Source organism: Mesorhizobium sp. M0174 (assembly GCF_040322275.1).
GTDB lineage: Bacteria > Pseudomonadota > Alphaproteobacteria > Rhizobiales > Rhizobiaceae > Mesorhizobium.
This window is the reverse complement of record NZ_JAMYTB010000007.1, coordinates 272,327-284,162: the sequence shown is the minus strand read 5'-3', so window position 1 is coordinate 284,162 and position 11,836 is coordinate 272,327. Positions and strand designations below refer to the sequence as shown.

Annotated in this window: 9 protein-coding genes; 3 read left to right on the top strand and 6 right to left on the bottom strand. The window is 64.2% G+C overall.

Annotated features, from left to right (window positions below; translation table 11 throughout):
• Positions 1-89 precede the first annotated feature (89 nt).
• Both NKJ13_RS17315 and NKJ13_RS17310 read right to left on the bottom strand, forming a co-directional pair.
• Positions 90-1,016 carry a LysR family transcriptional regulator gene (locus tag NKJ13_RS17315; RefSeq protein WP_254816127.1) on the bottom strand — a complete coding sequence of 309 codons (927 nt, stop codon included), beginning with the start codon at positions 1,014-1,016 and terminating at the stop codon, positions 90-92.
• A 66-nt stretch (positions 1,017-1,082) separates the two neighbouring features.
• Positions 1,083-1,859 carry a DeoR/GlpR family DNA-binding transcription regulator gene (locus NKJ13_RS17310; RefSeq protein ID WP_352777910.1) on the bottom strand — a complete coding sequence of 259 codons (777 nt, stop codon included), beginning with the start codon at positions 1,857-1,859 and terminating at the stop codon, positions 1,083-1,085.
• Positions 1,860-2,294: 435 nt separating this feature from the next.
• Between NKJ13_RS17310 and NKJ13_RS17305 the strand changes: the two genes are divergently transcribed.
• Together NKJ13_RS17305 and NKJ13_RS17300 are read left to right on the top strand one after the other, a co-directional pair.
• Positions 2,295-3,179, top strand: a complete 885-nt coding sequence (locus NKJ13_RS17305) for a phosphotransferase (protein ID WP_352777922.1) — start codon at positions 2,295-2,297, stop codon at positions 3,177-3,179.
• Positions 3,176-5,629, top strand: a complete 2,454-nt coding sequence (locus NKJ13_RS17300) for a GcvT family protein (RefSeq protein ID WP_352738659.1) — start codon at positions 3,176-3,178, stop codon at positions 5,627-5,629. Before NKJ13_RS17305 ends, NKJ13_RS17300 begins: the two co-directional genes overlap by 4 nt.
• Before the next feature lie 18 nt (positions 5,630-5,647).
• On the opposite strand, the gene NKJ13_RS17295 is transcribed toward NKJ13_RS17300, so the two are convergent.
• On the bottom strand, positions 5,648-6,280 hold the full coding sequence (locus NKJ13_RS17295; protein ID WP_352506950.1) for a class I SAM-dependent DNA methyltransferase: 633 nt from the start codon (positions 6,278-6,280) through the stop codon (positions 5,648-5,650).
• Positions 6,281-6,385: 105 nt separating this feature from the next.
• On the opposite strand from NKJ13_RS17295, the gene NKJ13_RS17290 reads away from it, so the two are divergent.
• Positions 6,386-7,288, top strand: coding sequence for a phosphotransferase (locus NKJ13_RS17290; RefSeq protein WP_352506949.1), 903 nt, complete (start codon positions 6,386-6,388; stop codon positions 7,286-7,288).
• Here NKJ13_RS17290 and NKJ13_RS17285 read toward each other — a convergent pair.
• The 3 genes from NKJ13_RS17285 to ilvD all read right to left on the bottom strand — a co-directional run bounded on the left by NKJ13_RS17285 (position 7,285) and on the right by ilvD (position 11,573).
• A complete protein-coding gene (locus NKJ13_RS17285; protein WP_352506948.1) occupies positions 7,285-8,208 on the bottom strand; it encodes a DMT family transporter in 924 nt (307 codons plus the stop codon). The two genes, NKJ13_RS17290 and NKJ13_RS17285, sit on opposite strands and share 4 nt — an antisense overlap.
• Before the next feature lie 218 nt (positions 8,209-8,426).
• Positions 8,427-9,701, bottom strand: coding sequence for an amidohydrolase family protein (locus NKJ13_RS17280; RefSeq protein ID WP_352506947.1), 1,275 nt, complete (start codon positions 9,699-9,701; stop codon positions 8,427-8,429).
• A gap of 27 nt (positions 9,702-9,728) precedes the next feature.
• Entirely contained in the window at positions 9,729-11,573 is a 1,845-nt protein-coding gene (gene ilvD / locus NKJ13_RS17275) for a dihydroxy-acid dehydratase (RefSeq protein ID WP_352777907.1), read from the bottom strand.
• Positions 11,574-11,836 lie beyond the last annotated feature (263 nt).

The window sequence follows — 11,836 nt, the reverse complement described above, 5'->3', positions numbered from 1 at the left end:
CAGCTTTGTTCCCTGACCGAAAAGTGCTGCGAAATTTCCGGTTTCGCAAATTCATTTATCAGAAAGCCGATATCGATTTTTCCGATACGTCAGCGGCCAATCTTCTCAGGCCGTTGGCGCACCATGCGCTGCGACTGGGCAAGTCCGATGAAGTCGCGCGCCGCCTGCGGCAGACCGGAGCCGCGCCGCCAGACCATGCCGACCTGGACGACCGGCAACGACCCCGAAATATCGCGCGATTCGATGCGGTCGCCTTCCAGCGACCATGGCCGGTAGACGAGATCGGGCAGCAGCGCCACGCCGGCGCCCGTAGCGACGAGGCTGCGCACCGCTTCGACCGAGCGGGTGCGGAAGGCCACATGCGGCTTGGCGCCGATTGCCGTCAGCAGCTTTCCGGTATTCTCCTCGATCTCGTCGACGGTCAGCATGATCAGCGGTTCCGAGGCGATGTCGCCGATGCCGATGATGTCGGCACCGGCCAAGGGGTGGCCGAGCGGCAGCCACAGCCGGTAGGCCGAGACTTCGAGGATTTCGGACTGCAGCGCGGTGCGGTCGCGCAGGTTCGAGGTGACCATGACGGCAATGTCGAGCTTGCCGCCGATCAACAGATGCTCGAGATAGTCGCCATTGTCCTCGATCGCCGAGACCTCGACACCCGGATAGGCGCGGCGGTAGCGGGCAAGAAGATCGGAAAGCACATAGCCAGCGACCAACGAGGTGACGCCAAGTTGCAGCCGCCCGCTTGCCGCGATCCGTTCGCCGAAGAAGGCGCGGCGCGCATCGGAAACGTCGGCCAGGATCTTCCTCGCATGGCGCAGGAACTGGTGGCCTTTGTGGGTGATATTCAAGCCGCGCGGGTGGCGCTCGAACAGCTCGACGCCGAGATCGTGCTCCAGCTCCTTGATCGCTTCGGTGACCGAGGATTGCGAGATCGACAGGTTCTGGGCGGCGCCCGACACTGTGCCCTGCTCGGCCACGGCGATGAAGAACTGCAATTGGCGGATGGTGAAAGCCATGGCCGGACTAAACACGGCAGAGGCGGCGCTGGGAAGTGGGTGCTGGTGCCGATCTGCCGATAGAGCTCAGCCCTCGCTTCCGCCGTCCGCAATGCTGAGCCGCGCGCCGGCCTGGACGAGGGCGGCGGCGATGTCGTGCGGCGGCGGCCGGTCGGTGGCGAGTTCGGAAAAGCCGCCGAAGCCGCAGACCTGAACAAGGCCCTGGCGGCCGAATTTGCTGTGGTCGGTGACGACAAGCGAACGCTGGCCGCGCGACAGCACCATGCGGGCGAATTCGGCCTCTTCCAGATCATAGTCCATGACGCCGGTGACGGCATCGACCGCACCGGTCGATATCACTGCATGGTTGACGGAAAAGCGGCTGACGAATTCGATGGCCGAGACGCCGAAGGCAGCACCGGAATCGCTGCGCAGCTCGCCGCCCGCCATGTAGACTTTGTTGCCGTTGACGGTGGCCAGTGTGCGAGCGATGTCGGAGGAGTTGGTGACGACCGTCAGCCGCCGGTGGCCGAGCAGTTCCCGCGCCAGGAATGAGGTGGTGGTGCCGGTGTCGAGCATGATGGACTCGCCGTCGCGGATGGTGGCGGCGACCATGCGGGCAATAGCCCGCTTGGCATCGGCGTTCTCGCGCATGCGCCGCTCGAACGGCGCTTCGCCGGCAAACGACGGCAGGCCGATGGCGCCGTGCATCTTGAGGATGGAGCCGTCGCTGGTCAGTGGCTTGACGTCGCGGCGTACCGTCTCCAGCGAGACGCCCAGCCGGTCGGCCAGGCTGGCAATGGTAACGGTGCCTTCCTCCTTGAGGAGGCGCAGGATTTCGCCATGCCGCTTCGAGTGGAGCATCAGTTCCATCCGGTCGGATTGTTGCACCATTGACTGGTTCTACGGCATAAATGCCACTAACTCCAGGAAATTTAGCAAAATTCGGGCAAAAAGCCAGAAAACACCACAATTTCGCGTTGACAACGCCTCCAGCGTGGCGCGACATTATCGCCGTGACAGGCTCGGAACGGAGGACGACGGCTGAGCCGCACGAAAAATCGCCTGCCCGAACGCCCGGGAGACTGTCGGGTGCAAGGGTGCCGAAATTCAGGATCCGCGGGGGCGGATGCCGGCGTCGAAGAACCCGGCACAAAGGGGCTCGTCGGTGCGGTGCGGGATACCGATCCCGAGATCTGCACCGACGAGATCTTCACGTTGCCGCCATTCCTCCGTCCGATTGTCATCGCTGGCCAGCCGTGACATGCGTGGAAAATTGACCCAATGTTGGACGAGACCGTGACTGTCGAAGACCGCATCCGCGCGCTGCCTTGCTGGACCGGCAGCATCGACATTGCGCCGCTGCCGGGTGGGCTGAGCAATGCCAATTATCTGGTCAAGGATGCGGCCGGGCGGCACGTCGTGCGGATCGGCCAGGATTATCCGTTCCACCATGTCTTTCGCGAGCGCGAGATGATGACCGCGCGGGCAGCGCACGCGGCAGGCTTCGCTCCGGCCGTCCACTACACCGGACCCGGCGTCATGGTGACGGAGTATCTCGGCGCCAAGGCCTATGTCGCGCAGGACGTGCGCGCCGATCTCGGCCGAGTTGCCGCGTTGCTGCGCGGCTTCCACCGGGAGATGCCCAGTCACATCTCCGGCGCCGGCTTCATGTTCTGGGTGTTCCACGTCATTCGCGACTATGCGCGCACGCTGGAGGAAGGCCGCAGCCGCAAGCTGGACGAATTGCCACGCCTTTTGACCCTGGCGGACGAGCTCGAGCGCGCGCAAAAACTGCTGCCGATCGTCTTCGGTCACAACGATCTTCTGCCGGCCAACATAATCGACGACGGTCACAGGCTGTGGCTCATCGACTTCGAATATGCCGGCTTCAACACCGCGATGTTCGACCTTGCCGGTGCGGCTTCGAACGCCGGCATGAGCGACGAGGAATCCTTCGCCTTCCTGACCGCCTATTTCATGAAGGAGCCGGACCCGGCGATACGGCGCTCGCACGCCGCCATGCAATGCGCGTCGCTGCTGCGTGAGGCGATGTGGGGCATGGTTTCCGAGCTCTACCTCGATGCGCCCGGCGTCGACTACGCCGCCTACGCCGACGAAAACTTGGCGCGGCTCGAAGCCGCCCTGGAAAACTACAGGACAAAATACGGGACGCGGACGTGACCTTGCCCGCCCAGGCCGGGATCGTGGTCATCGGCGGTGGCATCATCGGCTGTTCGACGGCCTATCATCTGGCGCGCGACCACAAGGCCGAAATCGTGCTGCTCGAACAGGGCAAACTGACCTCGGGTTCGACCTGGCATGCTGCCGGGCTGGTCGGCCAGCTACGCTCGTCGGCGTCGATCACGCGCGTGCTCAAATATTCAGTCGATCTCTACAAGGGGCTAGAAGCCGAAACCGGCCTCGCCACCGGCTGGAAGATGACTGGCTGCCTGCGCCTCGCCACCAATGCCGACCGCTGGACCGAGTATGAGCGGCTGGCAACGACGGCTAAGAGCTTCGGCATGGACATGCATCTGCTGTCGCCGGCCGAGGTCAAGGAAATGTGGCCGCTGCTGGAAACCGGCGACCTCGTCGGCGCGTCCTGGCTGCCGACCGACGGTCAGGCAAGCCCTTCCGACATCACCCAGTCACTGGCCAAGGGCGCGCGCATGCATGGCGCAAAATTGTTCGAGGAGGTGCGGGTCACCGGCTTTGAAATGACCAACGGCCGGATCGTTAAGGTTAGGACGAACAGGGGCGATATCGCCTGCGACAAGGTGGTGAACTGCGCCGGGCAATGGGCGCGGCAGGTGGGTGCGCTGGCCGGCATCAACGTGCCGCTGCAGCCGGTGAAGCACCAGTACATCATCACCGAGAGGATCGTCGGCCTGGCGACCGACGCGCCGACAATTCGCGACCCCGATCGCCGCACCTATTTCAAGGAGGAGGTGGGCGGGTTGGTGATGGGCGGCTACGAGCCGAACCCGCAGGCGTGGACGACCGGCCTGCCCGGCGGCGATGTGCCGGACGATTGGGAGTTCCGGCTGTTCGACGATGATTACGATCATTTCGAGCAGCATATGAGCCAGGCCATCGAGCGCGTCCCGGCGCTTGCCAATGTCGGCGTCAAGCAGATGATCAACGGGCCGGAGAGCTTTACGCCGGACGGCAATTTCATCCTCGGCGTGGCGCCGGAATGCCCCAATATGTTCGTCGGCGCCGGCTTCAATGCCTTCGGCATCGCGTCCGGCGGCGGCGCCGGCTGGGCGCTGGCGCAATGGGTCGTCGACGGCGAGGCGCCGCTCGATTTGTGGGTGGTCGACATCCGCCGCTTCTCCGACCTGCACCGCGACCGGAAATGGGTCGGCGACCGCACGCTGGAAGCCTACGGCAAGCACTACACGATCGGCTTCCCGCATGAGGAATATGCCAGCGGACGGCCGCGCATCGTCTCACCTTTGTACGAGCGGCTGCAAAAACATCGCGCCGTGTTCGGCTCGAAACTTGGCTGGGAGCGGCCGAACTGGTTCGCGCCGGCAGGCATCGAGCCGAAGGACGTCTATTCGATGGGCCGGCAGAACTGGTTTTCACCCGTCGGCGACGAGCATCGCCATGTGCGCGAAAAGATCGGTATTTTCGACCAATCGTCGTTTGCCAAATACGAAATGACCGGAGCCGACGCGCTGAAGGCGCTGGACTGGATCTGCGCCAATGACGTCGCCAAGCCGGTCGGCCGGCTGACCTACACACAGCTCCTCAATACGCGCGGCGGCATCGAGGCCGATTTGACCGTGGCGAGGCTCGGTGAGGAAAAATTCTACATCGTCACCGGCACCGGGTTCCGCACGCACGATTTCTCCTGGATTGCCGATCATATCGGCAGGGAGTTCGACGTGACGCTGACCGACGTCACCGAGGATTTTGGCACGTTGTCGCTGATGGGGCCGCGCGCACGTGACGTGCTGTCGGCGGTGACCGATGCTGACGTCTCGAATGCCGCCTTTCCGTTCGGCCATGTTCGCGAGATCGCCATTGCCGGCCACGCCGTGCGGGCACTGCGCGTCACCTATGTTGGCGAACTGGGCTGGGAATTGCATGCGCCGATCGCGGCGACAGGCGAGGTTTTCGACGCGCTGATGGCGGCGGGCGCTACCCACGACATCCGCCCGGTCGGCTACCGGGCGCTGGAATCGCTGCGGCTGGAAAAAGGCTACCGCGCCTGGGGCGCCGACATCACGCCCAACGACACGCCGCAGGAGGCCGGCCTCGGCTGGGCGGTGAAGCTCAGGAAGAACACCGATTTCCTCGGCCGACGGGCGCTTGAAAAGCTCGGTGGCTCGACGCTCAGGAAACGCTTTGCCGGCTTCACTGTCGACGATCCCGACGTCGTGCTGCTCGGGCGCGAGACCATCCTGCGCAACGGCGAGGCGGTCGGTTACCTCACCAGCGGCGGCTATGGCTACACCATCGGCAGGAACATCGGCTACGGCTATGTGCGCAATGCCTATGGCGTCAGCGATGATTTCCTCACCTCCGGCGACTACGAGCTGGTTGTGGCAATGGAACGGACGCCGGCGAAGATTCACCTCGAGCCGCTTTACGATCCGGCAGGAGTAAAGGTGAAGGCGTAGAGCGTTCCGATTTCAGCCTCAGTTCACGATGAGCACCAGCCCCCGGCTAGGCACCGTATCGGCCTCGCCTGGCATCGAGACATAGGGCGGCGTCTCCTCGGCGCGGGTGACGATGCCTTGCGCCTCGAGCTCGGCGATCCGCGCGGCAAAGCCCGTGTCCCACAGCGTGTTCTTCACCGTCAGTACGATCACTCCGCCCGGCCGGCAGATGCGGATCAGCTCGTCCAGCCCCTCGGCTCCGACATGGCCCGACGTGAAGACGCCGGCTGAGATGATCCCGGCATAGGCATCGTCCACGAAGGGCAGCGGCCCGCCAAGCGCCAGGCAGTGCAGCGCCGAATAGATACCTTTGCGCGCCGCTTGCGCCAGCATTCCTTCCGAGATGTCGAGCGCCTCGACCTGCGGATAACCGGTGATGGCGAGCCACTCGCCGATGAGCCCGGTGCCGGCGCCGGCATCGAGGAGAGGTGCGGCGCCGCGCGGCAGATGGCGGGCCAGCAAGGCAAGGCAGATGGTGGGATGGCGATAGCCGGCCGCCGACATGTCGGCGTCGTAAGTGCCGGCCCAGCTGTCGTAGAGCGCGGCTACGTCTTCCGGCCGCTTCGCCGCATAGGCTGCGGCGAGTGCGCTCTGCTGTTTGCTGTCCGTCATTGCTGTTTCGTCGCCCGGTATTGATCCGCTACGCGATGATAGCCAAACGGTGAAAACTGTGGAACCGTCGTCGCGACAATAAAGATGGGAAAAGGAGCGAAAGCCATGGCGGATGACCAGGCACGCGCCGCGCTTGCGGCAATTCCGATGCTGGCCGGCTATGACGGCCCGCTGGAACGGCTCGGCGGCCTGACCAACCTCGTCTTCAGAGGTAAGGATTTCTGCCTGCGTATCCCCGGCAAGGATACCGAGGAATACATCAACCGCGCCAACGAGGCAGTGGCGGCCCGGGAAGCGGCGAAGGCCGGCGTCAGCCCGGAAGTGCTGCATGTCGATGCCGAGACCGGCGTGCTGGTGACCCGCTTCATCGCCGGCGCCGAGACGATGTCGCCGGAAAAATTCAAGACCCGACCGGGCAGCCCGGCACGCGCCGGCAAGGCCTTTCGCAAGCTGCACACATCCGGCGCGGTGTTCCCCTTCCGCTTCGAGCTGTTCGCGATGATCGACGATTATCTGAAAGTGCTGTCAACCAAGGACGTCGCCCTGCCTGCCGGCTACCACGATGTGGTCCGCGAGGCGGAGGCAGTGCGCTCAGCACTTGCAGCTCAACCTCTGCCGATCGTCGCCTGCCACTGCGACCCGCTCTGCGAAAACTTTCTCGATACGGGCGACAGGATGTGGATCGTCGACTGGGAATATTCCGGCATGAACGATCCGCTCTGGGATCTCGGCGACCTCAGCGTCGAAGGGCAATTCGACGCCGCGCAGGACGAGGAAATGATGCTGGCCTATTTCGGCGGCGAGCCGAGACCGGCGGAGCGCGCCCGCATCGTCATCTACAAGGCGATGTGCGACCTTTTGTGGACGCTGTGGGGACTGATCCAGCTTGCCAACAAAAATCCGGCCGACGACTTTCGCGCCTATGCAGACGGCCGGTTTGCGCGCTGCAAGGCACTGATGGAGATGCCGGAATTTTCGCGGCATCTCGCAGCGGTGCGCCGGGGTTAATTCACACCCTTCGGCACGTTCTCGGGCGGCACCACGGTTTCGACCACCTTCTGGCGATGGAAAATGAACAGGCCGGCCAGCACGACGATGGCCGAGCCGATCAGGATGCGCGGCCCAGGCACATCGCCGAAGAAGGCGAGGCCGAAGACCACTGCCCACAACAGCAGGCTGTAATGCAGCGGCGCCAAGGTCGAGGCCGGCGCCAGCTTCAACGCCCTGGTGATCATCAGATGCGCACCGCAGGAGACGATGCCGAGAAGCAGCATGGCGCCGAAGTCGAGCGAGGACGGCGTCCTCCAGCTGCCGAGGGTCAGCGCAGCGCCGACCAGCAGCGTGCCGATGGTTTGCCAGGTGACCAGCGAAGTGTCGCTGGTGCCGCGGAGCCGCCGATTGAGGATGATGGCGAAGGCAAAGGAAATGCTGCCGGCGAGCGCGAACATCGAGGACAGCGAGAACGCGGCCGACGACGGCTTCAGCATGATCAGCACACCGCAGAAACCGAGCAGGATAGCCGCCCAGCGGCGCCAGCCGACCCTTTCGCCGAGCAAAAAGTGCGACAGCGCCGCGACGTAGATCGGCCCGGCCATGTAGAAGCTCATCACATCGGCGAGCGGCAGATAGACGACCGCCGCGTAGAACAGCGCCGTGTCAAGCGTCGTCATCACCACGCGCAGCAGCTGCAGCTCCGGCCGCTCCATGAGAAACAGCTTGGCCGCACCCTGATGGGCAATCATCGGCCCAAGTATGAAAAACGCGCCGATCGAGCGGATCAGCACGACCTGGCCGACGGAAAAACTGGCAACCAGCCACTTGCCCATCGCATCGTTCAGCGCAAACAGGAAATCGCCGGCGAGCATCAGCAGGATGCCGGCCAGCAGCACGTTCCTGATCGTCGAATTATGGGCTGCGGGCTGCGCCATTCCGTTACCGGTTCCTCGCCGTGGGGTACGGTGACCCGCGTCGTAGTCGCAAGCTGCGGCCGTGACGAGGCGAAAATCGAGAATTCGGTAAGACCAGCGCCGGAAATCGGCTGGACTAATGCATGTCGCGCAAAAGTGTGCAGCGGTTTTGCGACAACGACATGCATCAAAACAGGAACTTAAGCGCGTCGCATGAGGCCGGTCGAGCGCGACGCGCTTTAAGCGTGGCGCCGGTTCACCGTGCCCGGCCTTCCGGCGATCGAAAGCCGCGTGTCCTGCCGGCTGCGCTCGGCCACCACCTTGCCCCTGGCAATGACGCAGAGACGCTCTGGGCGCAGCCGCAGCGCCTCGACCGGGTTGCCGGCATCGAGAACGACCAGGCTGGCGCGCTTGCCGACCGCCAGGCCAAGGTGGTCGAGGCCCATGATGGCGGCATTGACGTTGGTGACCATGTCGAAGCAGCGCGCCATCTCTGCCGGGCTCGACATCTGGGCGACATGCAGGCCCATGAAGGCGACGTCGAGCATGTCTGCGGTGCCCAGCGAATACCAGGGGTCGAGCACGCAATCCTGGCCCCAGCCGACGCGGATGCCGTGCGCCAGCATCTCCTTGACCCGCGTCAGCCCGCGGCGCTTGGGAAAGGTGTCGTGGCGGCCCTGCAGCATGATGTTGATCAGCGGATTGGGGATCGCCGAAACGCCGGCCTCGGCAATCAGCGGCAACAGTTTCGAGACGTAGTAATTATCCATCGAATGCATCGATGTTAGGTGCGAGCCGGCCACTCTGCCCTGCAATCCAAGCCGCTGCGTCTCATAGGCAAGCTGCTCGATGTGGCGCGACAGCGGATCGTCGGTCTCGTCGCAATGCAGGTCGACCATCAGGCCGCGCTCGGCCGCGATCTCGCAGAGCTCGGTGACGGAGCGCGTGCCGTCGGCCATGGTGCGCTCGAAATGCGGAATGCCGCCGACGACATCGACGCCTATGTCGAGCGCCCGGATGGTGTTGCTGCGCGCCGTCGGCGAGCGATAGAAGCCGTCCTGCGGGAAGGCGACCAATTGCAGGTCGATATACGGCGCAACGGTCTTCTTCACGTCGAGCAGCGCTTCGACCGCCAGCAGGCGGTCGTCGCAAACATCGACATGGGTTCGGATCGCGAGCAGGCCCATCGACACCGCCCAGTCGCAATAGGCAAGCGCACGGTCGCGCACCGCCTCGTGGGTCAGAAGCGGCTTCAGCTCGCCCCAAAGCGAGATGCCTTCGAGCAGCGTGCCCGAGACATTGATGCGGGGAATGCCGAGCGAAAGCGTGGCATCCATATGGAAATGCGGATCGACGAAGGGCGGCGAGACCAGATTGCCACGGGCATCGATCGCCGTGCCGGCGCTGACGTTCAGCTCGGGCTCTATCGCTGCGATCGTTTCGCCGACGATGCCGATATCGGCGATCCTGCCGTCGGGCAGCGTGCCGCCGCGCACCACAAGGTCGAAATCCATCTATCGTTACCCCTTTGAAGAGTATGCCTATTCCGGCACGTACCGCACCGCCCCCTTGGCGGCACTTGTCGCCATCGCCGCATAGGCGCGCAAGGCCGTCGTCACCTTGCGCTTGCGCTTTTCCTCGGGCTTCCAGGCAGTTGGTCCCCTGGCCTCCATCGCCGCACGACGGCCGGTGAGTTCGGCGTCGTCGACGGCAAGCCTGATGGTGCGGTTGGGGATGTCGATCTCGATCGTGTCGCCTTCCCTGACCAGCCCGATCAGACCGCCTTCAGCCGCTTCCGGCGAGACGTGGCCGATCGACAGGCCGGAGGTGCCGCCGGAAAAACGACCGTCGGTGATCAGTGCGCAGGCTTTGCCGAGGCCCTTCGATTTGAGATAGCTGGTCGGATAGAGCATTTCCTGCATGCCGGGGCCGCCGCGCGGGCCTTCATAACGGATAACGACGACATCGCCGGCCTTGATCTCGTTCGACAGGATCGCCTTGACGCTGGCATCCTGGCTTTCGAACACTCTTGCCGGACCGGTGAATTTCAGGATCGATTCATCGACACCGGCCGTCTTCACTATGCAACCGTCGAGCGCGAGATTGCCTTTCAGCACGGCAAGGCCGCCGTCCCTTGAGAAAGGATGTTCGGCCGAGCGGATGACGCCCGTCTCGCGGTCGAGATCGAGATCGTCCCAGCGGCGGTCCTGGCTGAAAGCGACCTGCGTCGGCACGCCGCCGGGTGCCGCGAGGAAGAAGTCGCGGACGTTCTGGCTGCTCGTGCGCGAAATATCCCAGTGGTCGAGCGCTTCGCCGAGGCTGGCGGTGTGCACCGTCGGCAGGTCGCGCTTGATCAGCCCGGCGCTATCCAGCTGGCCGAGGATCGCCATTATGCCGCCGGCGCGGTGGACGTCCTCCATGTGGACGTCGGCCTTGGCCGGCGCCACCTTGCATAGCACCGGCACCCGCCGCGACAGCCGGTCGATGTCTTCCATGGTGAAGTCGACCTCGCCCTCATGTGCCGCGGCGAGGATGTGCAGCACGGTGTTGGTCGAGCCGCCCATGGCGATGTCGAGCGTCATGGCGTTCTCGAAGGCGCCCTTCGACGCGATGCTGCGCGGTAGCGCGGTGTCGTCGTCCTGCTCGTAATAGCGTTGGGCGACATCGACGATCAGATGGCCGGCCTCGACGAACAGCCGCTTGCGGTCGGCATGCGTCGCCAGCGTCGAGCCGTTGCCGGGCAGCGACAGGCCGAGCGCCTCGGTCAGGCAGTTCATCGAATTGGCGGTGAACATGCCCGAGCACGAGCCGCAGGTCGGACAGGCCGATCGCTCGATGATCTTGACGTCCTCGTCGGACACCTTGTCGTCAGCGGCCGCGACCATGGCGTCGACCAGGTCAAGCGCCTGGCTCTTGCCGGCGAGCACCACTTTGCCGGCCTCCATCGGTCCGCCGGAGACGAAGACGGTCGGGATGTTGAGGCGCAGCGACGCCATCAGCATGCCCGGCGTGATCTTGTCGCAATTCGAGATGCAGACCATGGCGTCGGCGCAATGCGCGTTGACCATGTATTCGACCGAGTCGGCGATCAATTCTCGCGACGGCAGCGAATAGAGCATGCCGTCATGGCCCATGGCGATGCCGTCGTCGACGGCTATGGTGTTGAATTCCTTGGCGACGCCGCCGGCCTTTTCGATCTCGCGGGCAACCAGCTGGCCTAGGTCTTTCAGATGGACATGGCCGGGCACGAACTGGGTGAAGGAATTGACCACGGCGATGATCGGCTTGCCGAAGTCCGAATCCTTCATCCCGGTGGCGCGCCACAGGCCGCGGGCGCCGGCCATGTTGCGGCCATGGGTGGTGGTGCGGGAACGGTAGGCGGGCATTGAACTGTCCTTGCTGTCTGCTCGCGCCGCACAGGCGCGGAAAACCGGAATTGAGCCGCAGGCCTTATAGGCGCCAAGCTCTGGTCTGGCCACAATTTTGCGCTGCGCCAGGGCGCGGAACGAGCGCCAGCCAAAGACGCAGCCGGTCCAGACCGACCGAAAAAAAGTCAGAGGTGCTGTCGGATCGGGTTTTGCTCGAGCGTCCTTGGGCAGACGGCGGGGCTGGGCAACATTCGCCAGCCGGCCGTTTTGCCAGTAAAAAC

Excerpts from the sequence above, each read along its gene's own strand:
- NKJ13_RS17310 (WP_352777910.1), bottom strand. The coding sequence starts at position 1,859 with ATGCTCCACTCGAAGCGGCATGGCGAAATCCTGCGCCTCCTCAAGGAG.
- NKJ13_RS17315 (WP_254816127.1), bottom strand. The coding sequence starts at position 1,016 with ATGGCTTTCACCATCCGCCAATTGCAGTTCTTCATCGCCGTGGCCGAG.
- NKJ13_RS17280 (WP_352506947.1), bottom strand. The coding sequence starts at position 9,701 with ATGGATTTCGACCTTGTGGTGCGCGGCGGCACGCTGCCCGACGGCAGG.
- NKJ13_RS17285 (WP_352506948.1), bottom strand. The coding sequence starts at position 8,208 with ATGGCGCAGCCCGCAGCCCATAATTCGACGATCAGGAACGTGCTGCTG.
- NKJ13_RS17290 (WP_352506949.1), top strand. The coding sequence starts at position 6,386 with ATGGCGGATGACCAGGCACGCGCCGCGCTTGCGGCAATTCCGATGCTG.
- NKJ13_RS17295 (WP_352506950.1), bottom strand. The coding sequence starts at position 6,280 with ATGACGGACAGCAAACAGCAGAGCGCACTCGCCGCAGCCTATGCGGCG.
- ilvD (WP_352777907.1), bottom strand. The coding sequence starts at position 11,573 with ATGCCCGCCTACCGTTCCCGCACCACCACCCATGGCCGCAACATGGCC.